Source organism: Aneurinibacillus uraniidurans (genome assembly GCF_028471905.1).
In the GTDB taxonomy this organism is placed as follows: domain Bacteria; phylum Bacillota; class Bacilli; order Aneurinibacillales; family Aneurinibacillaceae; genus Aneurinibacillus; species Aneurinibacillus uraniidurans.
Genome location: NZ_CP116902.1, coordinates 2932501 through 2957141, shown reverse-complemented (window position 1 = coordinate 2957141; position 24641 = coordinate 2932501). Strand labels below are relative to the sequence as shown.

22 protein-coding genes and 1 pseudogene are annotated in these 24641 nt (G+C 44.4%); 16 read left to right on the top strand and 7 right to left on the bottom strand.

Going from position 1 to position 24641, the window contains the following annotated elements:
- Nucleotides 1–195: 195 nt before the first annotated feature.
- Nucleotides 196–1623, top strand: a pseudogene (locus tag PO771_RS14815) (DNA translocase FtsK); the annotation flags it as partial.
- Between the two features lie 100 nt (nt 1624–1723).
- Here PO771_RS14815 and PO771_RS14810 read toward each other — a convergent pair.
- Both PO771_RS14810 and PO771_RS14805 read right to left on the bottom strand, forming a co-directional pair.
- Complete coding sequence (locus tag PO771_RS14810) at nt 1724–2044, bottom strand: hypothetical protein (protein WP_272560449.1); 321 nt, start codon at nt 2042–2044, stop codon at nt 1724–1726.
- Nucleotides 2045–2140: 96 nt separating this feature from the next.
- Nucleotides 2141–2953 carry a DNA alkylation repair protein gene (locus tag PO771_RS14805; RefSeq protein ID WP_272563183.1) on the bottom strand — a complete coding sequence of 271 codons (813 nt, stop codon included), beginning with the start codon at nt 2951–2953 and terminating at the stop codon, nt 2141–2143.
- Between the two features lie 276 nt (nt 2954–3229).
- On the opposite strand from PO771_RS14805, the gene PO771_RS14800 reads away from it, so the two are divergent.
- Nucleotides 3230–4519 (top strand): insecticidal delta-endotoxin Cry8Ea1 family protein, encoded by a 1290-nt coding sequence (locus PO771_RS14800; RefSeq protein WP_272560448.1) that lies wholly within the window; start codon nt 3230–3232, stop codon nt 4517–4519.
- Nucleotides 4520–4669: 150 nt separating this feature from the next.
- Here PO771_RS14800 and PO771_RS14795 read toward each other — a convergent pair whose 3' ends face one another.
- The 4 genes from PO771_RS14795 to PO771_RS14780 form a co-directional block, all read right to left on the bottom strand.
- Nucleotides 4670–5326, bottom strand: coding sequence for a DUF3862 domain-containing protein (locus PO771_RS14795; RefSeq protein ID WP_272560447.1), 657 nt, complete (start codon nt 5324–5326; stop codon nt 4670–4672).
- Nucleotides 5327–5344: 18 nt separating this feature from the next.
- Nucleotides 5345–5968: a hypothetical protein gene (locus PO771_RS14790; protein ID WP_272560446.1), complete on the bottom strand. Its 624-nt coding sequence runs from the start codon at nt 5966–5968 to the stop codon at nt 5345–5347.
- Nucleotides 5969–6187: 219 nt separating this feature from the next.
- Nucleotides 6188–7777, bottom strand: a complete 1590-nt coding sequence (locus PO771_RS14785; RefSeq protein ID WP_272560445.1) for a YcdB/YcdC domain-containing protein — start codon at nt 7775–7777, stop codon at nt 6188–6190.
- Nucleotides 7778–7933: 156 nt separating this feature from the next.
- A complete protein-coding gene (locus PO771_RS14780) occupies nt 7934–8953 on the bottom strand; it encodes a ThiF family adenylyltransferase (protein WP_272560444.1) in 1020 nt (339 codons plus the stop codon).
- 145 nt (nt 8954–9098) lie between these two features.
- Between PO771_RS14780 and moaA the strand changes: the two genes are divergently transcribed.
- From moaA to PO771_RS14710, 14 genes are all read left to right on the top strand, one after another.
- Nucleotides 9099–10106 carry a GTP 3',8-cyclase MoaA gene (moaA, locus tag PO771_RS14775; protein WP_272560443.1) on the top strand — a complete coding sequence of 336 codons (1008 nt, stop codon included), beginning with the start codon at nt 9099–9101 and terminating at the stop codon, nt 10104–10106.
- A gap of 2 nt (nt 10107–10108) precedes the next feature.
- Entirely contained in the window at nt 10109–10612 is a 504-nt protein-coding gene (gene moaC / locus PO771_RS14770; protein ID WP_272560442.1) for a cyclic pyranopterin monophosphate synthase MoaC, read from the top strand.
- Nucleotides 10613–10999: 387 nt separating this feature from the next.
- Complete coding sequence (locus tag PO771_RS14765) at nt 11000–11695, top strand: GntR family transcriptional regulator (RefSeq protein ID WP_422664956.1); 696 nt, start codon at nt 11000–11002, stop codon at nt 11693–11695.
- 70 nt (nt 11696–11765) lie between these two features.
- A complete protein-coding gene (hpaI, locus tag PO771_RS14760) occupies nt 11766–12686 on the top strand; it encodes a 2,4-dihydroxyhept-2-ene-1,7-dioic acid aldolase (RefSeq protein WP_272560440.1) in 921 nt (306 codons plus the stop codon).
- A 4-nt stretch (nt 12687–12690) separates the two neighbouring features.
- Nucleotides 12691–14214, top strand: a complete 1524-nt coding sequence (gene hpaE, locus PO771_RS14755) for a 5-carboxymethyl-2-hydroxymuconate semialdehyde dehydrogenase (RefSeq protein WP_272560439.1) — start codon at nt 12691–12693, stop codon at nt 14212–14214.
- Complete coding sequence (hpaD, locus tag PO771_RS14750) at nt 14201–15187, top strand: 3,4-dihydroxyphenylacetate 2,3-dioxygenase (RefSeq protein WP_272560438.1); 987 nt, start codon at nt 14201–14203, stop codon at nt 15185–15187. Before hpaE ends, hpaD begins: the two co-directional genes overlap by 14 nt.
- Nucleotides 15188–15213: 26 nt before the next feature.
- Entirely contained in the window at nt 15214–16395 is a 1182-nt protein-coding gene (locus tag PO771_RS14745) for an ABC transporter substrate-binding protein (RefSeq protein WP_272560437.1), read from the top strand.
- 106 nt (nt 16396–16501) lie between these two features.
- On the top strand, nt 16502–17383 hold the full coding sequence (locus tag PO771_RS14740) for a branched-chain amino acid ABC transporter permease (RefSeq protein WP_272560436.1): 882 nt from the start codon (nt 16502–16504) through the stop codon (nt 17381–17383).
- Between the two features lie 12 nt (nt 17384–17395).
- Nucleotides 17396–18475 carry a branched-chain amino acid ABC transporter permease gene (locus PO771_RS14735; protein WP_272560435.1) on the top strand — a complete coding sequence of 360 codons (1080 nt, stop codon included), beginning with the start codon at nt 17396–17398 and terminating at the stop codon, nt 18473–18475.
- Nucleotides 18475–19263: an ABC transporter ATP-binding protein gene (locus tag PO771_RS14730; RefSeq protein WP_272560434.1), complete on the top strand. Its 789-nt coding sequence runs from the start codon at nt 18475–18477 to the stop codon at nt 19261–19263. Before PO771_RS14735 ends, PO771_RS14730 begins: the two co-directional genes overlap by 1 nt.
- Nucleotides 19257–19985, top strand: coding sequence for an ABC transporter ATP-binding protein (locus PO771_RS14725; protein ID WP_272560433.1), 729 nt, complete (start codon nt 19257–19259; stop codon nt 19983–19985). Before PO771_RS14730 ends, PO771_RS14725 begins: the two co-directional genes overlap by 7 nt.
- Nucleotides 19986–19997: 12 nt before the next feature.
- Nucleotides 19998–20456, top strand: a complete 459-nt coding sequence (locus PO771_RS14720; RefSeq protein WP_272560432.1) for a pyridoxamine 5'-phosphate oxidase family protein — start codon at nt 19998–20000, stop codon at nt 20454–20456.
- Nucleotides 20457–20565: 109 nt separating this feature from the next.
- A complete protein-coding gene (locus tag PO771_RS14715; protein WP_272560431.1) occupies nt 20566–21441 on the top strand; it encodes an SDR family oxidoreductase in 876 nt (291 codons plus the stop codon).
- A gap of 145 nt (nt 21442–21586) precedes the next feature.
- Entirely contained in the window at nt 21587–23863 is a 2277-nt protein-coding gene (locus tag PO771_RS14710; protein WP_272560430.1) for a YcdB/YcdC domain-containing protein, read from the top strand.
- Between the two features lie 56 nt (nt 23864–23919).
- Here the strand turns inward: PO771_RS14710 and PO771_RS14705 are convergent, their stop codons facing one another.
- On the bottom strand, nt 23920–24555 hold the full coding sequence (locus PO771_RS14705; RefSeq protein WP_272560429.1) for a glucosaminidase domain-containing protein: 636 nt from the start codon (nt 24553–24555) through the stop codon (nt 23920–23922).
- Nucleotides 24556–24641: the final 86 nt, after the last annotated feature.

Here is a 24641-nt window from a genome sequence, read left to right as displayed (position 1 = left end):
GTACAGTCATTACCGATCATTCCTGAACCAGAGGAAGAGATAAGTGCTGTCTTGCCTACTGTTCCTGAGATTTCGACGGTGATACAGGAGAAGAAAGAAGCACCGACTATACAGCCTTTTGTGCCGGGGAGAACGGTTTCGTCGCCACAGGTTGTAGAAGCATCCTTGCATTCCGTACACCCGGAGGCACTTGTCTACGATAATCCGTCACTTGCACTGCTAGCTGCGGCTCCGGACGCAGAGCCGCATGATACGGCGTTTGTGTATCATCAGCAGGATGTATTAGCGCGTACGCTTGCCAATTTCAATGTGAACGCTGAAGTAATCGGAGCCGTACAAGGACCGACTGTAACACGCTATGAGATTCAACCTGCTCCGGGTGTGAAGGTAAATAAAATTACCAATCTAATTGACGACATTAAACTAAGTTTAGCTGCCCGTGATATTCGGATTGAAGCACCCATCCCAGGCCGTTCGGCAGTCGGGATCGAAGTGCCGAATGAGCATAGTCTACCGGTTTACTTACGCTCGATTCTGGAGACGCCTGTATTCCAGGAATCAGACGCACCACTTACGGTGGCGCTTGGCGTCGACATTGGCGGGGAGCCAGTTGTCGTGGACCTGGCTAAAATGCCCCACGGTCTGATTGCGGGGGCGACTGGTTCCGGTAAAAGTGTATGCATTAACTCGATCATTGTAAGTTTGCTGTATAGAGCCACACCGCAAGAAGTGCGCCTTTTGCTTATTGACCCGAAAATGGTCGAGTTAGCACCGTACAATCGCTTGCCGCACTTAGTTACACCAGTTGTGACCGATCCAAAACAGGCGACTGCGGCGTTGAAATGGGCGGTGCAGGAGATGGATAGCCGCTATGAAAAATTGGCGGAAGCAGGTGCTCGTGACATGAAGCGCTACAATGAGCTAATGCGCCGCAACTATCCAGACCAGCCAGATCTTGTACTGCCGAGCATTGTTATTATTATTGACGAGTTAGCAGATTTGATGATGGTGGCACCAGGGGATGTCGAAGAATCGATCTGCCGCATCGCTCAGAAAGCACGCGCCTGCGGCATTCATCTGCTCGTTGCAACGCAGCGACCGTCCGTCGATGTTATTACTGGGCTAATCAAAGCAAATATTCCAACTCGTGTAGCATTCTCGGTATCGTCGCAGACTGATTCACGTACGATTCTTGATATGGGAGGAGCCGAGCGTCTCCTAGGTCGCGGCGATATGCTCTATTCAAGTGGCAGTTCAAAACCACAGCGTCTACAAGGACCGTATGTATCGGATGAGGAAATTGAAGCAGTTACGGAATACGTACGCAGCCAGGGTGAACCGCAGTATTTGTTTGAGAAAGAAGATTTGAACCATGCGGTGCTGAATGAGAATCTGGATGAGTTGTTTGCGGAAGTTGTTCGGTTTTGCGTGGAGAATGGACAGGCATCAGCCTCCCTTTTGCAGCGTAACTTCCAGATTGGATATAACCGGGCAGCACGCCTGATCGATATGATGGAAGAGAAAGGATTTATTTCTGGTTATACAGGAAGTAGCAAGCCGCGAGATGTGCTTTTGAGTCGAAGCGAGTATAATCAGTTGTTTGAAAGTGGAGAGTTGGAGTAAAGGGAGAGAAGAGAGAAGATACGAGAACGGTGGAAAGGATGGAAAAGGCACTCGCTTTTTCCATCCTTTCAGTTTTGAGGGAGGGACGGTATTTTACATGTTAGTGATACATGCCTGATACAAAATATATATAGCTAAACACAACAAGTAGAGAAATCAGGAAGTGATACGGCTGCTTTATAATCTTCAACCCAAATGGACCAAGTACACGAAAAACGACATCTTCTGTTTTATGTCCGAAGATAATAACGATGATAAGAAGTGGAATCGTACTTTTCCACCCGTAGTTATTCATAAGATACATAGTTGCTGTCATCAGTAAAGGGTAGAAAATACAAGTATGCAGTAACTGACCTAAAGTATCGCGTCTGCGCTCACTTTTTTCTTGTAGATTTTGATACCATTTTGTTATTACCTTCATGATCTCACTTAACCATCCTTCTATTTTCCATATTTTACATACACCTGTTTTACGATGTTTTTCCTCTTTTGTAACATAAAGATGTATGGAAAAACCTCACTTTTTTTTCGTGATCGTTCTCTTGGCTCTGGTCACAATCCGCTTTGTTTCCTTTGTATCAGAAGTTCTTAGCCACTCGTCACAAAGAACATTGACCCATTCAGGATGTGATTTACTGGCATCATTTAACCAATTTCCAACCGAATCTTGAACATACTTTTTTGGATCAGATTTTACACGTTCTAATAATGATATTGCCAACTCAGGGCATTGTTTTAATTGAGTAATATGTTTACACCAAACCCCTCGGGGACGTGTTGATTCAATAGCAAACCTCCTGATGTTCTCATCATTTTCGACAGTCCATTTTTCTAAAATAGTGATGGACTTTGTTAACTCTTGTGTAATCGATTCTCGCACTGCCATCCAGGCAATCTCTCTTACACCAAAATGTTTATCCGCAGCAAAGGGTTTAATTTGCGAAAGCTTTTCCGTAATAGATAGATCACGGTTTAATCCAATTACATAGGCTGCCCAGCAGCGAACGCTATCTGATCTATGCATGGCAAGCGGAAGGAAATAAGCAGAATAGTCTTCTTCACTTTTTTTGCTAAGTATTTCGAGTAGCTTCCCTCCGATAGTCGGGATAACTTTCATTATTGTCTTTTCTTTTAAGTTATTGACTGCATTTGATATTTCATCTATGTAATTCTGTAAACCAATTTCAGGAAGGGTATTGTGTAGCAGAGAGATATGATTAACAGCTAACCATTCCGTCAGATTTACACTTTCAATTTTCCCCATATTTAATAGACTTACTACCTCGGAGGGGATGTTCGAAATTTTATTTGCTCCCTTTCGATTTAAAATTGTTCTGAAATTTTTTCTTGGTAATGTTGGTTTTTCATATGAAAAATCCTACCTTTTTAGATTAGTAAGTTTGATGGAAACATTTGTTCGTTATTAAGTATAATCCATAAGATGGATTTTGGAAAGTGGAGAAGCTATATCCTTGATAGCTGGTAAACGAAAATAGCAAGATAAATAATTCCTAACTTTCAGCAGGGATTATTTACTATGTACAGAATTTTTTATTTAGTCCCATAGTTAAGACTTGTGGATTCGTTAAGGAAGGGGAGTAAAAGTTTGATACCTGCTGATACCTGGAATAATAGAATTAAAAACATTACAGATGCTGTAGTAAAAAAAATTCCCGTTGTGGGATCACTCGTTTCGTTTGCTATTGGGCAACTATGGCCAACTGATAAAGTGGATATTTGGAGTCTAATAAAAGACCAAACGAAGCAATTGGTGGATAAATCCATATTAGACAAAGAGATGGAGGAACGGAAGCACGAGATTGAAGGCTTAGAAGACACTATGAGGCAATACGTCGAGGCTGCTAACCATGAAAGAGGTGGGTTTATGACCTCGATGCTTACACAACTAAATATCATGCATCATAAACTCACAAAGTCATCTAACTCCTTTCACCTTATCCCTTTCACAATTACTATCGCTAACATACACTTAACCCTTCTCAGGGAACGATTCAGTCATGGTAGAGAAATATATAGTGAGGATAATACGACCGTATGGCAAAAGGATCTAACAAGCAGATATCAAGACTATCATAAGTTTTTCCTCGATATTTATCCTAAGTGGAAAACATGGAGAGAAAATCAAATTACTACGAGATGGTATACAGACAAACACGGTACAACAGTCCCTCCATTTTTTTATTGGACTGCTCATGGAGAGGCTGAAGATACACTAACAAAATCAACTATTAATTACAGTGACGACTTTAATTCTGTTGAAACAACGTTCCAAGGTGTTTGCCAGGCCATAAAAGAAAGATGGATAAATGACGCTATTGCTGTAATGGCAGCAGATATGTCTACAACCTTCAAACTCCACAATTACTTGCCTGGACGTGAGAGCGAACCAGCTATTGTAGATCCGAACTTAGAAACGATTTGGATGGGACCTTATAGTTTAGCAACTCTCGGAAAAGAGAGTAAAGGAGTATCTGCCACAAACATAATTGATCAACCAGGTGAAATTAAACAAATATGCGTTCGTGAGTACAACTCTATTGATGGAATTCAATTCATTTATACTGACCATTCAGGAAACTTTGTTGGAAATCCAAAAGGTGGTGCTCCTCACTACCTAGATGTAGATCAGAATAAGTATGTGACTGGAATGAAAATGAGATTTGCTAATGGGGTTATGTGTAGAATTGAAGTTGTGTTTTCGGATGGATCGTCTTCTGGAATGCTTGGTAATCGCGCGAATTGGAGTGGAACTGACGTTGATGCACTTGTTGGTTCAAATTATAAACTTGATTGCGGGGCTTTTAAATCAGGATCTGGACCATCAGGTACAGCAGGTATTGGCGTAATCAAATTAAGATTCAAATACAATAATTAAAGATAAAGGCTGTACTTCTGTATATAGAGTACGGCCTTTTATCTACAATTTGACACGAGTAGTTGCCACTCGTGTTATAGGATATTACTTTCAAGCAATGAAATTACTCCAAAAAAAGTATCTTCCAAAAAGGAACTCATTATTTCATAACTATTGCAGTCCTGTTTGTGTTCTACTATAGAGTTTTCCATCTACAAAAGTGAAGTGCGCTGTAGCTATGAGATCGTCATCTCTTTTCCCTGGATACACGATAGTCATACAGTAAGACTTATCACCAGATTTTCCATATTCGGAAGATATTTGTCCTGGTCCACCAACGATTTGCTCAACTTGGTTGAGCGACATCCCAAGTTTAACTTGATTAAACTGTGCTTGTGTGATGGTGATTGTATTGTTTTTTGGTTTTGCCGCTGTTTTTTTGCTTACATCCACCATAGATATAAGCTTCCCATTCTTAAACTCAACGTTCATTGGACTCCCATCCTTGTAAAGGGTTCCCTTTCCTTCAGGCTTCCAATTTTGAAAGCTGCCTTCATAGAATAACTTTCCACTGTCAAAGTATTTCCCTTCGATGATTTGCCCATTTTTGAATGTCCCTTCGTAGGAAGGTGATCCGTCTGCAGTTACAACTCTCCCTTGCCCATCAGGAACACGTCTCATCTTTGTCTCACCGATGTATTTATCGCCTTTTACTAGGTTAATTTCTACTGTTTTTTGTTGACTAGAAGACGTGGTTGTTTCTCCGCAACCGACTAAAAATAAAAGGGCCGCAACTGCAACAGTGTTACCTACTACTATTTTTTTCATATGTTTTCTCCTTAGTATTTATTGATTATCCCGGTTTCCATTTGTAACCATAATGAATGAAAGTTCGGTTATACCTAATTGGTCATCTTTTCTGACACGCTTCATTAGTCCGAGTTCTCCGAATTCGATTAGATTGAACTCATTCTCTGATACAAGTAACTCACGGATTTTTTTCTTTATTTCGTCGCCTTCTATTCCCATAGCAGAAGCCGTTATTTCTGCTGCTCTAATCGCTTCTTCTAACGTTGTATCTGTTAATTCACCTGAAAAAAATGTAGCAGCACATATGATAGTCACTTTATTTTTCTTATTAGGCGTAATAATGAATCTTTGATATGTATTTACTGCATTAGCAGAGGAGAGAGCTTTTCCTTCCTTATCATTTTTCATTGGTTTAAATGACCATTCACCTGCTTTGATCTCGGGCTTCGTATTCTTCCCTTTGTAGTGTGATGATGGGTTGGAAAGTCTGCTTTTGACTTCATCTACTGAGTATGTAAACCCTGCTTGATGTAGTTTGGATTCACTAGCTGTAGCTGGTTTTGCTGTCTCTTGTGAATTTGCAGCTTCTTTTTCTTTTTGATTGCAGCCTGTAAAAGTAAAGAGGCATATTAGGATAAGTAAGAAAAAATACTTTTTCATGCCATCACCTTTTTTCTGTGAAAATAAGATGGAGGGAGAGAAAACATAAGAGTGATCTCGGGACGGAAAGGGTGTTTGTCTTTTCCTACATTGACATCATACTTATTTTTCTCTTCTTCTCTTCTCTCTCACCATTTTGATCCGTACTCGTCATTTTCCATATTTTATATTAAAGAGCGCTTGCATTAAGTGAAGATCGAATATGGGGTAATCTTGTTATTATTCGTAAGGTCTAACAATCTGACCGGTTAGTGCATCTACGTATTCAGCAACATGTTTCGTTTGTGGCGCATAAACCAAAATTGGTTTTTCTGCCTTCCGGTCAAAATAATGCGGCCAGACATATTGGAGTTGCAGTGGATGATGAGCCAGATATGATTTGACCGCTTCTTCTTTAGTAATTCGTTTGCTAGCATCTGGTAATTCTGAATTTATCGAAGGTGGCAAGAAAACTTGTTCAACAGCACCTGTACCAAGATTGACCCATACATCAACTGAACGGGTCATAATCGGAATGTTATCATGCAACTCCCGAAAGCTTACTAATAGAATATTGTTTTTTGGAATGTTGTTTTTGTCTACCCAATGTGGATAATTCTCTTCTGTGTAATTGACTTGAACTTCTTTTACGTAAGTTGGTAGGTACTTTTTAATCGTGTCCAGAGCTTTGACAGCAGCTTCATCCCGAGGTATCTTTTCTTCCCCTTTCATTTTGTCAGGATTATGTACAGACAATGCTCCAAATTGTATGACTTCTCCTTTATCTGTTGTCTGGACACCATAGACCAGCTCGTCTTTCGTTGTCCATTCATATAACTTTGCCCGTTTAATTCCATCTCCATCTTCTCTATAGGTAAGTCCATCTACTTGAATGCCAAGTTCTGATTTCAGTAGTGCGGTAGCTTCTTTAGCATTCGATGCTTGTAAAACTTTACCTTGACCTGTAACAGGCTTATTTATTGTGTGTTGGGTGTATGCAATATTTTCCTCAACAGGCTTACCGCTTACTGCATCAATAGGCTTCATTTGAGGCTGATACTTTAGTATGGTTCTAACGTTTTTCGGATCGGTTGTTCCACGGACGGTTTCTTCATCCTCATAATATAAGTTCATGGTGAGAGACTGTAAGAAAGCCTTTTCGGCTTCTTCCTTAGAGAGGACATTTTTTGCAATAGGAAAGTCCTTTGGATCGATACGATCATTACGATTAAAGTAGTTAACGACTTCCCCGGCTTGATTGACATCGATTTGAAGGAAAAAAGAACCGTCATATGGTATTCCGTTTACAAGAGGAATAAATATAACACTTGCATAGGCTCTTACGGACTCTTTTCCATCTCTATCGGTGGAGGTATACCCTCCATTTGTAACATGTGAGACTATGTAGTTACTATTGCTACCATATATAACCGTTAGGAATTCTTTTGCCTTTTTAATTGCCTCTTCATCGGATGGACGACGTTCTGACTTTTTATCGGGCTTATCCATCTGAAAATAATGTAAGGTTCCATCTTGTCCAATAATAGCTTGTATCATGGTAGGGTCGTTTTTGAAATCTAAGGAGTATTGATTTATCGAAAAAACCGGGTCTTTTGTTTGGGTAATCTTGATTGGTAGCCCTTTCAACTCTGGCTTATATACGTACAGCTTATCCAGTGAATCCTTTACGGGCTGGGGTAATTCCTGAATGGATAGTACGTGCTCTTTTTCTAGAGAAGCAGACGGTTCGTGTATTTCTGCTAGGACGGCCGAACTCAGAAGCAAATTACTAGCTAATACTGCTGATAACATGAATGTTGTCTTTTTCATCAAGTAACCTCCTATATAAAATATGATTACATATACAAGACGTACTCGACAAGAAAAATGTTCCAATTTTGATCCTTATTTTTCCTTATGTGGATTCTCACTGTAAAAAAGCTGCCCTTAATTTCAGGACAGCTTTATTTGGCTTCGTATGATATGTTAGACTCCGATATACCGCGCATACAACGTCCGCGCCACCGAAATATCGTCCGTTCCTTGAATCACTACTCGCCCGTTCGGGAAGATGACAAGTGTATGCTCCCCAACATGAAACCGCAGCAGGAAGCGATTACGCTCGACCTCTCCAAGCGGACGGAACCGTTCTTCTAATTGTTCTAGATCAAGCGAGCGCTCTTTTGCGGGACTAATCTGGACACTATTACGTCCGCACATTGAGGTAACCGTATCTTCGTCTCCCGTTAGCGTCAAGAAATCAAACTGTTCATGTCCACATGTCGGGCAGTCCGGGTTGCGAGAACTTCCGATATTCATCTGCGTATGAAGGTTACGCCACACTTCCATATGTTCGAGATTCGGGTTGTAGTTTTTCTCATCCCCAAGCAAAAGCTTTAACCCTTCCACTGCTTGATAGGAGGCGACGATATGAATGATTGGGCCAATGACGCCTGCCGTATCACACGTTTCCCCACCTTCTGGCGGATTCGGGAACAGGCAGCGCAAGCACGGTGTCTCGTGTGGACGAATCGCAGCAAACATCCCTTTAGAGCTGACAGCCCCGCCGTACACCCATGGAATACGGTGTTTGACCGCAACATCGTTAAGCAAAAAACGAATTTGAAAATTATCTGTTCCATCTAGAATAAGATCGCAGTCTTGCAGGAGTTGTTCGGCATTGACTGCTGTGACATCAGCGATGATTGGCTCTATCGTCACATCGCTATTAATCTGATGCAGTTTTTCGTAGGCAGCTATTACTTTTGGCAGGTGATTGCGTGCATCGTTTTCGTCATACAGCATTTGACGTTGTAAATTACTTGGTTCCACGAAGTCCCGGTCAATCAGACGAACGAAGCCAACGCCTGCTCGTACCATATGATTGGCAAGCACGGTGCCGAGCGCTCCCATGCCGACGACCGCGACCCGACTTTTACCGAGGCGCTCCTGTCCGTTGCGTCCGATTGGAGCGAATAACAGTTGTCTTGAGTAGCGTGTGTCCATGTTTGTATCTCCTTAGCTTCTATCAAATGAATGTTTTCAGTGTAGCGCAGGCTTACGTCTGCGGCAAGTAGTGGGCGCTCTTCTTTTCTAATAGGGAAAATGGTATAGTATTGGTTGTTGTGTAAAGAATGTAGTAAGGAGCTAGATGCCTGTGAATACCCTCATTGATAGATTTGATCGCGTCCATGATTATTTGCGGATTTCAGTAACGGACCGCTGTAACTTGCGCTGTGTGTACTGTATGCCCGCTGAAGGGATGCAGTTTGAACCACATGAAAAAATTATGAGCTACGAAGAGATAGCTGCTGTAGTGGAAGCTGTAGCCAAAATGGGGGTCCGTAAGCTGCGTATTACAGGTGGGGAACCGCTTGTGCGTAAAGAAATTGAAAAGCTGATTGGAATGTTGTCTGTAATCCCAGGCATTGAAGATATTGCATTAACAACAAACGCCATTTTTCTCGCACAAAAAGCAGAAGCACTTAAACAGGCCGGGTTAACACGCGTTAACATCAGCCTTGATTCGCTGCGTGCAGATCGGTTCGCCATGATTACACGCGGAGGGGAACTAGCGCGTGTGTTGGCAGGAATTGATGAAGCGCTGCGTGTCGGTCTTAATCCCGTCAAGTTAAATGTGGTGCTCATGCAGGGGCAGAATGATGATGAGATTATGGACTTTCTTCGTCTATCTATAGATAAGCCGCTACAGATTCGTTTTATTGAATACATGCCGATTGGACATAATGATGATGGATGGCGTACGAGCTATTTATCGCTTCAGACAGTGTTTGACCGCGTAACAGAGATGGGGCTTACGTACGAGTCAGTCGAGAATGTATATGGGAACGGTCCGGCAGAGAATTACCGTATTCCGGGAGCGGCTGGTACGTTCGGATTGATTCATCCGGTAAGCGATCATTTTTGCGGGAATTGTAACCGTCTGCGTATGACGGCAGATGGTCATATTAAATCATGTTTATATTGGGATGATGAGTGGAATGTGCGTCCTCTTGTCGGAGATGAGAAAGCGATTCAGGACTTATTCGTTCGTTCCATTAATACAAAACCAGAAAATCATGAGATGGCACTGGCCTTAAATCAGGAGACGCAGTCGCATAAACCGACAGCACGGCGTATGTCACAAATAGGGGGTTAATGATGAGTGATACGTTAACACATTTTAATGAGCAAAATCGTGCCCGTATGGTAGATATTACAGAAAAACATGTCACACACCGGACCGCTGTTGTGCGGAGCCGTGTGATCATGAAGTCGGAGACACTCACACGCATTAAAGAGGGGCAGATCAGCAAGGGAGATGTGCTGGGAGTTGCACAGGTAGCGGGTATCATGGCAGCGAAAAAAACAGCGGACCTGATTCCGATGTGTCATCCGCTTCCACTGACTGGGGTCGACATTCAATTCACGGATAATGGGGTAGATACACTGCACATTGAGGCGACAGCGAAAACAAAAGGAATGACTGGTGTCGAGATGGAAGCCCTGACCGCCGCTTCGGTTACAGCGCTGACGGTGTATGACATGTGCAAAGCGATGGATAAAGAAATGATCATCGGTCCGACATACCTTGTAGCCAAGGAAGGTGGAAAAAGCGGTACCTTTGTGAACGATATCGAAGTATTAATTGAAGCGAAAAAATGAAAAAACCCCGGATTCTCTTCATTAAACATAGAGTTCCGGGGTTAGTTATAAGGGAAGAAACGCGTATGAAGCATAGGAACTGCTTTTTACGCGTTTTTAATTAAACGATAGAAATAGACAACGGCTGCGATCAGACCGAGTTTAAAAATGATAAACAGAATTAGAAAAGGACTCATGTCGTATAAGTTCTCCTTTATTGTTTTGATTTTTTTCGTTTGTCTTATGCTTTTAAAATTACTATATTTCTGCCGCAGTCGGAATAGGGGAGTTCCCTTATTCCGACTGCCGTAAAAGCGAAAGTGTGCCAAACATGTGAATGGACGAATCATATATGATTTTTTTGGAAAATAGATTGAAATCATATATGATTTTATATATGATTAAGACATGAAAAAAAATACGATGAGCAAGACACAGTATGCGTACAACTCGATTCGTTCCAGAATTCTCGAAGGAACGTACGGCCCTGGTCATCGACTTGTGATTGACCAGATCGCAAAAGACCTCGGATTAAGCATTATACCAGTGAGGGAGGCGATTCGACAGTTAGAGTCTGATGGACTGATACAGTATAAGCCGTACAGTGGAGCGATTGTCAGTACCATTAATGAGAAAGAGTACAGTGAAACACTGTCTGTCTGGGCTGTGCTGGAAGGGTATGCGACAGCTCTTGGTGCACAGTATCTGGTAGAAGAAGATTTGATCAGACTTGAAACGCTGAACGAACAGATGAATCAGGCGCTTAATGATTTTGAATTTGAGGCGTTTGGAAGCTTTAACCAGGAGTTCCACCGTGTGATTTGTGACAAATGCCATAATGATTATGTACGAGATGAGATCCAACGTGTGGCCAGCCGGATGGATACACTGCGTCGCTCTGCTTTTACCTTTGTGCCTCAGCGAATACGACGTTCCATTGAGGAGCATAGCCGAATTATTCAGCTATTGCGTGAGAAAGCGCAGCCTTCTGAGATTGAAGCTGTAGCTCGGGAGCATAAGATGAACACTGTTCGTGCCTTCCAAAATCGCCAGGAACCATCAGAGAATGGGATAACAGACATAAGCCTGCCACAAAAAAGATAAATTTTTTTCAGATAAAATATCTGAAAATAAAATATTTTATAATAATATATGATTATAGGAGGTTCTATACATGTACCAAGAAGCAAAACAAAAACTCCGTGGTTCGATTGCGCCTATTGTGACTCCATTTGATAAGGAGATGAATGTTGACTATGATGCATTGAAAAGTTTGATCGAGTGGCACATCGAAAGTGGCAGTCACGGAATTTCGGTAACCGGAACAACCGGTGAACCGAGTTCGCTGACCATCCAGGAGCGGGAGCAGGTTATGGAGACAGCGATCAAGACGGCGGCAGGACGTGTCCCTGTCGTTCCAGGTACAGGTTCAACCAATCATGCAGAAGCGCTGCATTTGACGAAGCGTGCGCAGGAGATGGGGGCGGATGCGGCGATGGTTATCGTGCCGTATTACAATAAGCCGAACCAGCAGGCGCTGTATAACCATTTCAAGATTATCGCGGATTCCGTTGATATTCCGGTTATTATCTACAATATTCCGGGACGTACCGCTACAAACCTGGAAGTGAAAACGCTTGCGCGTCTGTCAGAAGACTGCAAAAACATCATTGGTGTGAAAGAATCGAATAAAGACTTTGAACATATTAATCGTGTGTTACTCAACTGCGGTCGTGACTTCCTGCTTTATTCGGGTATCGAGCTTCTTTGTTACCCGATGCTTGCCATTGGAGGAGCCGGACATGTGAGTGCTACAGCTAATATTGCGCCAAAAGAAGTGGCTGATATTTATAATCTGTGGGCAGCTGGTGATGTGGAAGCGGCAATTGACCTGCATTATAAGCTTATGCCGCTCAATGATGTGTTGTTTAAAGACACGAACCCGGGACCGTTAAAAGCAGCGATGGGCATGATGGGCAAAATTAATCCGGCTCTGCGCCTGCCGATGGGGCCGCCATCTGATGCCCTGCAGGAGGAGATTCGCCAGACGCTAGTAGGCTATGGGATGCTAACCGAGAAAGTAGGAGCGGAATAAGCCGATGAGCACATCCAACATTGAGCGTGTTCTTCATTATATAGACGGCCAATTTGTCGAAGGGCTGGCGGGCAAGAGCTTCACAAATATCAGTCCATTTAATAATCAGCCAATCAATGAGGTAGCAGAAGGATTCAAGGAAGATATTGACCGAGCTGTTCAGGCAGCACGGCGAGCGTTTGATGAAGGACCGTGGCGTACGATGAGTGTGGAGAAACGTCTCGGTTATATCATCAGAATTGCTGAATTAATCGAGGCGAATGCAGAAGAACTGTCGTATTTGGAATCGCTTGATACAGGGCTTCCTGTGAGTCAGACCAAGAAGCAGGCGGCGCGTGCGGCGGAGAACTTCCGCTTTTATGCAGAGATGGTCAAAAGCCGCATGATTGGGGAGGCGTATCAAGTCGACCAATCGTTCATTAACTATACCATTCATAAACCAGTAGGCGTGGCAGGCCTCATCACGCCATGGAATGCACCGTTTATGCTGGAAACATGGAAGGTAGCACCTGCACTGGCAACTGGTAATACGTGTATACTCAAACCGGCAGAATGGTCACCACTTACGGCGAATAAGCTAGCACACATTATCGATGAAGCCGGGCTTCCGTCAGGCGTCTTCAATATCGTGCATGGCTTCGGTGAGACAGCCGGTGCATCGCTTGTGGCGCATCCGGATGTACAATTGATTTCCTTCACGGGTGAGACCACAACTGGTTCAGAAATTATTAAGAACAGTGCTGATACATTAAAACGCTGCTCGATGGAACTTGGTGGTAAGTCCCCGGCTATTGTATTTGAAGATGCAGATATCGAGAGTGCACTTGATGCAATCGTGTGGGGGATATTTTCTTTTAATGGAGAACGGTGTACCGCGAATTCTCGCTTATTCCTTCATGAATCCATTCATGACACGTTCGTTGATGCGCTAAAAGAGCGGGTAGCAAACATCGTGGTCGGTGATCCGATGGAAAAAGAGACGGAAGTAGGGCCGCTCATTCATCGCAAACATTGGGAGAATGTTATGAACTACATCGCCATTGCCCAGACGGAAGGTGCAGGAGTTGTAAGCGGATACATTCCGGAGGCTTATAAGGAAGGGAACTATGTAGCACCTACACTTCTATTAGGCTGTACCAATGACATGCGTGTAGCCCGGGAAGAGATCTTCGGGCCTGTAATGGCCGTTATGAAGTTTACGACTGAAGAAGAAGTGCTTTGTATGGCAAACGATAGTAAATACGGGCTGGCGGCGTATATCTGGACGAGAGATATTAAGCGAGGCCACCGGATGGCTCAAGGAATCGAAAGCGGCATGGTATGGCTGAATTCACAAAATGTGCGCGATTTGCGTATTCCGTTCGGGGGGTCTAAATCAAGCGGGATCGGGCGAGAAGGGGGACATTACAGCTTCGAATTTTATACTGAAACACAGGTTGTTCACGTAGCGACAGGCGATCATCATATTCCACAGTTCGGCAAAAAACCGCGTACGGGTGCAAAGGAGCAAACATATGGCCCAGTTTGATATTATTCGGCTTGCTCATGCAGAATTTTGCGTAACAGATTTGGAAAAAGCACGTGACTTTTATGTGGGGGGACTCGGTTTCATTGAAACCGAGTCAGATGCCAATCATATATATTTGCGTGCCTTAGAAGATGCGAACCATCACTGTCTCGTTCTGACGAAAGCAGAGAAGGCAAGTTTGCATCATATTTCATATCGCGTCGGTTCGGAAGATGAACTGGATCGGCTGGCACAGCTTTTCCTGGAAAATAATCTGCCAGTACGCTGGCTGGCAAAGGATGAGGAGCGAGGACAGGGACGAGCGATTCGGATTCAAGATCCGTCAGGTATTCCGGTTGAATTTTTCTGTGAGATGGAGAAAGTCGAGCGGATGTTGCAGAAGTTCACCCATCATCGGGCTGCACGTGTGAAACGGATTGATCATGCCAACTGTCTTGTGACGGATATTAACATGATTAATGACTGGTATATGAACAATCTAGGTTTCCGCTGCTCAGAATATACCGTAACGGGAGCGGCGGAAGAAGAGACATTGTGGGCATCCTGGCTGCATCGTAAGCCGAGCGTGCATGATCTTGCCCTCATTAATGAGAGCGGTCCACGTGTGCATCACATTGGTTTTTGGATTGATGATGCGAAAACGATTCTTGATGCATGTGACCATTTGGCAGCGGCCGGATATTCGGCCAATATTGAGCGCAGCCCGGGGCGTCATGGTACATCTAATGCTTTTTTTGTATATGTACGTGATCCAGACGGGCATCGCATTGAATTGTACACCGGAGATTACTTCACAAATGACCCGGACTGGGAACCTGTAAAGTGGCATCTCAGTGATCCGCAGCGGGCAACATTTTGGGGAACAGAACCACCTTATAGCTGGAAAACAGAAGCCATGCCCGTGCAGCACATTCTAACAGGAGAGTTGATGGAGATCACAGAACCGCTGCTGCACAGTAACCATAAAAAATAAAAGAGAAGAAAAGGGGAATTTATCACATGAAGAAATGGCCTTTTGTAGTATGCAGTTTGTTCCTGGCTTCCTCCATCACAGCCTGTTCAAGCAAAGGAACGGAAACAAAACCAGCATCCGGTGATGCAAAAGCGGGCGAGACGATCAAAATTGGCGGGGTATTCTCCGCATCTGGCAGTGCAAGTTCACTTGGTAAGCCGGAGATGGATACGATTAAGATGATGGCAGACAAAATAAACGCAGAAGGCGGCATTAATGGTCGGAAAATCGAAGTTGTGGCGTATGATGACAAGTCTGATCAGAATGAAGCGGTTATTGCAGTGAAGAAGCTGATCGAGCAGGACAAAGTGGTAGCCGTTATCGGGGGAACAATATCTGGCAGTTCGCTTGCGATGATTCCACAGGTCGAAAAATCGAAAGTTCCATACATTTCATTAGCAGCGAGCAAGAAGGTTAACAAGCCGGTGAAAAAGTATGTGTTTAAAACAGCGCAGGGCGACGATGTTGTAGTACCGCGCGTTGTTGCGTACTTGAAAGCGAACAAATTGACAAAGGTAGCCTGGCTCGGTGTAGATAATCCATTTGGTTCCAGTGGCGAAGAAGAATTTGCAGCACTGGCGAAAGCAGTGGGCATCGAAATTGTAAGCAGAGAAGTATTTGAAGCAACCGTTAACGATGCGAAACCGATGCTAACGCGCGTGAAACAGGCAAATCCACAGGCGGTTGTAATCTGGGGAACAGCACAGGAATCAGCGGTTGTAACAAAGAACGTCCGTGAGCTAGGCATGACAATGCCGATCATTGAATCGCATGGCATCGCGAATAACAAATTCATCGAGCTGGCAGGTCCGGCAGCGAACGGTGTGATCCTTCCAGCAGGCCGCCTACTTGTAGCCGATCAGGTACCAGCTGATAGTAAGCAAAAGCCGGTTCTTGATTCTTACAGCAAGCTGTTTACCGAAAAATACAGTTATTCCCCAGGTACATTCGGCGGTCACGCATCGGATGCATTTGAAATTCTCGTAAGTGCGCTGAAAACAGCGGGAGATGATAAAGAGAAGATTGTGAAAGCGATGGAAGATACGAAAGGGTTTGTCGGGGTAACCGGCACATTCAATATGTCAGCAGAAGATCATAATGGTCTGAAATCTGACTCCCTGGCGATTATTGAAATCAAAGATGGCAAGTGGACATTGAAAGAGAACTAATAGGGACAGGCTGATTCCGGCATCCGCTTTCCGGTGGAGCGGGAGTCGGCCTTCCTTTCTTTTTACGATATTTTGGCAAGAAAATAATCCAGGGGAGTGATAGAGCGTGGAGTCCCTTAGTCAGATCGTTCAGCTTATTTTTTCCGGATTGACGATTGGCAGTATATACGCGCTAATCGCGATGGGATTTGTTATTACGTATAACATTACCGGTGTACTTAACTTCGCGCAGGGTGAATTTGCGATGCTTGGTGCTCTTATATGTGTTTCAGCGGTTGGGGCAGGTCTGCCATATGGGGTGGCGATCATCATAAGCATTCTCGCTGTCGTGTTGATCGCCGGTTTGTTTGAGCGGGTGGCGATTTATCCGGCCCGACACTCGAGTGTGCCAACGCTCATTATTATTACGATTGGTGTTGCCATTGCATTTCGGGGGATTGCCTTATTCATATGGGGGACAGAGCCGCATATGCTGCGTCCGCTTACTGACGGGCAGCCCTTCTCAATTAGCGGTGCGATTATTCAGCAGCAGAGCGTATGGGCGATAGTCGTCTCCCTCTTAAGCCTGGTAGCTATGTATTTGTTTTTTGAGAAAACATTTGTCGGCAAAGCGGTCATTGCCTGTGTTGTGAATCGGTTTGCCGCCAGACTGATGGGCATTCGACCGGAAAAAATGTCATTTCTGTCTATCAGTGTGAGTGGCGGACTTGGCGCGATTGCAGGCATTATTATCGCACCGATCTCCGGTGCTTCCTACAATATGGGCTTAATGCTTGGGATGAAAGCGTTTATTGCTGCGGTGATAGGTGGAATCTCCAATGCTCCTGCAGCTATTCTTGGCGCGATGATTATTGGACTGCTGGAATCTTTTACAGAAGGATTGTGGACGACCGGCTTTAAAGATGCGGTCAGTTTCGGGGTACTGCTGCTCGTTTTATTTTTATTGCCAAACGGAATTTTTGCTAAATCGTCTGGAAAACGGGTGTAAGGAGGTGTGTGTATGAAAACGGGAGTTGCTTTACTGTACAATCGAAGTCTTAAGGGCCCGCTCCTGCTGCTTGCGATCCTTCTCGTTCTTCCAATCATTATCCCATCTCCATACGTGCATGGCATGATGGTACTGGTCGGCTTGTATACGATTGTCGGGACGGGGTTATCGATGCTGATGGGATATGCTGGGCAGATTTCGCTTGGACATGCGGCTTTTTATGGAATAGGAGCATATGTATCAGCGATTTGCACGGTGAAGTTAGGCTGGCCCGCTTTGGCTGGTATTCTGGTTGGTATTCTCGTAGCGATTGTGATTGCGTACATCATAGGTGTGCCAGCATTGAAGCTAACAGAGCATTATCTTGGGCTAGCGACACTCGGTTTTGGCGTGATTATTTTTATCTTTTTTAAGCAGTTTAAGAGCTTGACAGGTGGTCTAGATGGATTTTCGGGTATTCCAGTACTGAATTTGTTTGGTATGGAATTTATAACAGATATGGACTATTACTATCTAGTCTGGCCGCTTGCATTTTGTGGCATTCTATTTGCGCGTAATATCATTCAATCACGGGTTGGCCGGGCACTTCGTTCCATTCACGGCAGTGAAGTAGCGTCGAATGCAATCGGAGTGAATAGCCAGACGTATAAACTACAAGTTTTTATGATGAGTGCTGCGTATGCAGCTGTTGCTGGAAGCTTGTATGCTCACTACATTACATTTATTAGTCCACAATTGTTTGAAGCAACAGCATCCATTAATTTTTTGATCATGGTTATTATTGGCGGTGTGGCGAATATATGGGGGCCGCTGGTAGGAGCCATGGCGTTTGTTTTTTTAAGCGAAGGATTAAAAGAAGTGATCCCAATGGTCATAAGCAATGCGGGCGGAGAATTCGAAATTGTATTTTTTGGCATCTTGCTTGTTGCGCTTCTGATCTACATGCCGGAAGGTTTGCTGCCGTCCCTACAGAAGGTCGCAGGTAGGTGGTTCAGCACAAAGAAAGTGAAACCGATAGCGGCTGCTCCTGTAGTGACAGCTTCAGAGGAACAAACTGAAACTACGGTACGGATGGCAGGAGGGGAGAAATAATGACAGCGCCTATACTCTTGGAAGTTGATAATATAACCAAAAGTTTCGGGGGGGTTACAGCTGTTCATGACGTGTCATTCGTTATGCATCCACAGCAGATCGTAGCGGTTATCGGTCCGAATGGAGCAGGGAAGACAACACTGTTTAATATGATTACGGCACTGATGCCACCGACAACTGGATCGATTCGATTTCAAGGGCAGGAACTTGCGGGCAAAAAGCCGCATCAGATTGCGAAATTTGGCATTACCCGTACCTTTCAAAATTTACAGGTTTTCAACAATATGACGGTAATTGAGAATGTGATGACCGGCATGCACCTGCGGACGCGCACGGGCTTGCTTGGAGCAGGATTTCGCCTGCCTGGCGTTGGACGGGAAGAGCGAGAGATGGTAGAAAAGGCGCTTGGCTACCTAGAGGCGGTAGGTTTGCTTCCATACGCATACGAGAGCGCGGCTCTTCTACCATACGGCAACCAACGCCTGCTTGAGATTGCCCGTGCAGCCGCGTCTGAACCAAAACTGATCTTGCTTGATGAACCGATGGCTGGGCTCAATCCAGAGGAATCACGCGAGCTTGTCCGGGTAATTTTGCAAATGCGCGAGCAGGGCATGACGTTCTTATTTGTTGAACATGACATGGAAACCGTTATGGCGGTAGCCGATAACATCGTCGTATTAGATTACGGAGGCAAGATTGCAGAAGGAACACCAGAAGAGATCTATAACAATCCGAGGGTCATTGCTGCGTACCTCGGAGAAGAGGGCGAGGAGGAGATTATATGCTAAGCGTAAACGGTCTCCATACGTATCACGGTTATTTGCATGTCCTAAACGGGATTACCTTCTCGCTTGAAAAAGGAGAGATTTTTGCGATTGTCGGATCGAATGGAGCAGGCAAAAGCACACTGCTTGGAAGCATTGCCGGAGTTTACAATCCAAAAGAAGGGAAAATTATGTTTGAAGGCGAAGATATTAGAGGCATGCGAGCCGAGAGTGTTGTGAAAAAAGGCATTGCGCTTGTTCCGGAACGTCGGCAAATATTTGATTCTCTTTCTGTAAAAGATAATCTTATGCTAGGGTCGTACCATCGATTTCGCCGGGAGCACCGTCAGGTTATGCACGATTATGAAAAAGTACTTGAGGTATTTCCACGCTTACAATCAATGCTTGATCGTCCGGGTGGGCTTTTGAGTGGAGGAGAGCAGCAAATGGTAGCGATTGCACGCGGCCTGATGGCGAATCCGAAGCTGCTTATGCTCGATGAACCCTCTCTCGGATTAGCACCGCTCATTGTCAAAGGCATTATGGAAATGCTGCGGCAGTTAAAAGATGAATTCGGCACGACTATTATTCTCGTCGAGCAGAATGTCAAAGCTGCCTTAGGGATTGCTGATCATGCCTGTGTGCTGGAACGCGGTCAGATTGTGATTGGCGGAACTGCTCGTGAAGTTGCCACGAATCCGGAAGTGCGTGCTGCTTACCTCGGCAAAGGAAAAAAAGCGATGTAGGAGGAAACGAATATGGCAGGCAAACAAGAGGTCCCAACAGCATTAACAGAACAGCAGATGGAACTGTTCAACGGTGAAACATTGGTGCTTTTAAGCACAGTTGACGCAGAGACGAATGTACCAAATGTAAATGCAATTTCATGGGTGAAGGCAGCGGCGGCTGACCGTGTACGTTTCTCAGTAACGAATTCATCCCGAATCGTAGCGAACGTAAAGGCGAATCCAAACGTAACGTTATGTGTGATCGGACTGGGTACCGTGTATTCCATCGCTGGAAGCTGCACCATTCTGGAAGATAAGATGGAAGGAGTAGCGATGCCGTTATCCAACATTGAGGTTGCGATCAAAGGCGTGTACGAAACGATGTTCTGGGGCGCAAAAATCACTCAGGAACCCGTTTTCGAGAAAACGTATGATTTGGAAAAAGCGAAGGCACTTGATGAGCAAGTCTATGCAGCAATGCTGAAATAGTAGGAGGGGCGAAGCCGCGTGGTTTCGTCCTTTTTTTGTGTCAGGAAGAGGAAAAAGGGGAACAACATCTAGTGTAGCCTAGACGTATTTTAGAAAGGAGACGATCCACATGAATCAGTCAGATCGTATCGTTGCCCCTTCAACTCAGCCTGCTCAAGAAGGATATCTACAGCCAGACATTGAAGCGCAAATGACGCCACAGCCTGCGGCAGAATGCGCATCGTACCAAGCAGCTGGAAAGCTACAAGGAAAAGCTGCGCTTATTACCGGCGGTGACAGCGGCATTGGGCGAGCAGTGGCCATCGCATATGCAAAAGAGGGAGCAGATGTTGCCATTTTATATCTGGAAGCGCATGAGGACGCGGAACAAACGAAACAGTTCATCGAAAAGGAAGGAAGGCGCTGCCTGCTCATTACTGGGGACGTGGGCAATGAGCACGTATGCGAGGATGCTGTCCAAAAAGTTGTGAGTGAATTCGGTCGTCTTGACATTCTTGTAAATAATGCGGGTGAGCAGCATGTGCAGAATGGGATCGAAAACATTACATCCGAACAACTGCATCGCACATTTCAGACGAATATTTTCTCCATGTTCTATTTGACAAAAGCTGCGCTTCCTCATCTCAAACTGGGCAGCACGATTATTAATACGGCATCCATTACAGCGTATAAAGGACATCCGATGTTAATTGATTACTCATCAAGTAAAGGTGCTATCGTATCTTTTACACGATCGCTGTCGCAATCGCTTGTAGAAAAAGGTATTCGCGTCAATGCAGTTGCACCAGGACCGATCTGGACACCACTGATTCCCGCTACTTTTCCACCGGAGATGGTGGCGCAGTTCGGTAAAAATACGCCGATGAAGCGCCCAGGGCAGCCGGATGAACTGGCACCAAGCTATGTGTTTCTTGCCTCTGAGGATGCTTCTTATATTACCGGCCAGGTCATTCATGTAAATGGGGGAACCGTACTAAATGGATAAAATAATCTGACATAAAGCACCCTGCCTTTCTCTGTGAAAAGCAGGGTGCTTATTTTTTTCTTATTTTTAGAAAAAATTGAAACAATTACTTATAAATCTCGTCATACATATTGTAATGGAAAAAGTACAAGGGGAGAGTGTGTGCATGGAAAAGCGCAGACAGTATCGATGGACGCGAGCAGTTATGGCAGGTGTTATCCTAACAGGGGGCATGTTACCCTATAATGTTTTTGCACAAGAGGTAAAAGCAGATAAAGTTGCGGTTTCTACCGTACAAGAAACTGATACAGCTATTAAACGGGAAGAGGCTATAAAGAAAGCGAAACAAATTGTTTCGATCCCTGATTCTTACAAGGAAGAGCGCGTAGAGCTTGACGCCAACAATTATCTGAAACGGACCCAGTGGAATTTGTCATGGCGTTCTGATACACCAGAGGAACAAGGTGGAATTACTGTATCGATTGATGCAAATGATGGAACGCTGTTGAGCATTCAGCGCTGGTCTTCTCAGGAAGGGCTGGCAAGCCCGCTCCCTCCAAAGATGGACTATGAAAAAGTGATTGAGGATGCCCGCTCTTTTGTAAAAAAACAATACGGGCCATATGCTAACAATCTACGACTTAATGCCGATTCAGAGAAGCAATTTCGTAGTAATACAGGGAATCAGTTTTTTGACCATTCCCTCTATTTTGAACGACTTGAAGACGGAGTTCCGGTAGTAAATCAGGGATTGCGCCTTTCATATGATCGCAAAGGAAATATGCGATATCTGGACTTCTCCTGGGACAAAAAGCTTACATTTGAAAAAGGACAGGTGAAATCAAAGGAAGAGGTTTTGAAGAACTATACAGATAATCTGCAAATGGAAGTAGCGTATTTACCAAACACGGATCGACCAAATGGTAAAGTGGAACTAGCTTATGTCCCTTCTGTCCAGTTGACAGATTCGTTCTATGGCACACTTCCGACGGCTGCGATTGATGCGAGAACAGGTAAGCCGCTTGATATTAACACAGGATTGGAATCGGGCTATACCGTTCAAAGCGCTACACCATTGTCCTCTACTTCTGTATCCGTGCCGACGAATTTGAAACTTGATGCAGATCAGGCAATGGCGAGAGCACGTCAAATGGTGCAGTTGGATGATAAGATGGAATTACAAGGCAAGAGTTACCGGGAAGAAACGATGCCGTATAAACGTAAAATATGGGATATCTCCTGGCAATCCAAAGATGGTACATCTAAATATACAAATGCAACAGTAGATGCCGAGACAGGTGAGGTCATTAACATGAACTCATACGGAATGGCGTACGACATGAAAATGAGAGACGGCGCTGCAATCAAGGTAAATGTGACACAGCAACAGGCGCAGGCAAAGGCGGAAGAGTATGTACGTCGTGCAGTTCCGGGGCGCCTATCAAGCTTGTACATCGCGAGTGTGACACCGAATTTGTATAATGGTGATCCGGACAAAATTTTGAATTACTCCATAACATTTGTGCGGAAAGAAAAGGGTGTCCGTGTCATCGGTGAAGGAGCATGGGTTACAGTAGATGCTGAAACAGGAGATATTACCAATTATAATTTCAATGGATTTAAGCAGTCACTTCCGGAAATAAAAAATGTCATTTCTCCGGAGCAGGCAAAGGAGAAGATTGTCGGTCTTCTGAAAGCAGAGTTAAACTATCTAGCACCAAGCCCATATAATCCATCAGATGGAAAGACTAATCGTTCGGCGAAGCTAATGTACACGATTGGTCTCAAGGATAAGACTTTTCTTCCTTATATGACACAGTACATGGACGCACGAACAGGGGAATGGAAAACGTACGGAAATCAGCTTGTAAATAATACGGGACTGCCAGTTCAGGATATTAAAGGACATGCACTGGAAAAAGAGCTTCAAAAAATAATAGAAGCAAACTTAATTGAAGTGAAAGATGGAAAGGTGAACCCGGATCAGAAGCTTACACGTGGAGAGTTGATGAATCTTGTCTACTCGATGCACCGTTATCTGTATAATTATTATCCAGGTGTTTCGAATCCGACATTTAGTGATGTTGGGCAAGACAGTGAATACAGTCAGGCGGTAGAATGGGCTGTGCAGCAGCGTCTCCTGAAGAAAGAAGCGATGAACTTTGATCCGAATGGAGCAGCTACACGTGAGTTTATCGCAGACATTGTGGTGCGGGGGCTTGGGTACGATAAGTTAGCTGAGATCGACGGTGTTTTTGATATACCTTTAGCAGATGCAGCATCAATGAAGCATAAAGGGTATGCAGGTCTTGTAAAACGTTTACACATTATGAATACAGATGCGCAGAATGAATTTGAGCCGCAGCGCCAGCTAACGAAAGCGGAAGCGGCTGTTATTTTATATCGCTATCTGCAAGTGAAAGAGAAGGTTAGCATACAATAACATGAAGTAAGAAAAAAGCCTGAAACTACTGCATTTGCAGTAGTTTCAGGCTTTTGTTATGGTTTTTGCGATATGATTTTCTCATGAAGTCTAAGAATATCTTGACCATATCCGCGCCCGGGAATGGCCCATTTTCCGTTTAGGCTTGTCCAGTAAGGGGCACTGCCGCGAGAAACATAGCGGAAGCGTGGGTCGATGATTTTTTCATCCTCTGGAATATTTTCTTTAGTAGCATAGGCAAACAGATGCTGGATATGGGCCCGCACCCCATCTTGTGGGGTTGCAAAAGCCAGCCCCTGTTTTCCTTTGCCAGAGGCGCCAAGACCTGCATAGTTATGCTGGCTTGCGCGAACATCACCACCGAAGCGATAGTATCCGGTCTCTTTAAGCATTTGACAGAAGGCTACATCGCCTCGAATGCCGTATTTGTTGCCAATAGACAGATACAGAGCCGGAAGATCGGCGGGGAACTTTGGATTCACCTTACGGGCAAAATTAAGCATTTGTTCTTCTGAAACTTGGGACTCGCCCGTGATCGTATTTGTATTCATTTGAAGACTTCCGTTTTCATCGATGTAAAACTGAGTGTTAGTCTCTGCCTGTACCGATGAGGGAAACCATGACAAAACAGTGTACAGTGCGGCGGCTAGTAGGAAGGCCGTGGACACGCGTACGTAAACAATGCGAAACAAGTGAACAACTCTCCTTTTCTAAATAGAATTAGTGAAGCTATAACCAGTTTTACCATAGTTTTCAGCAAACAAGAAGGGAATAAGGT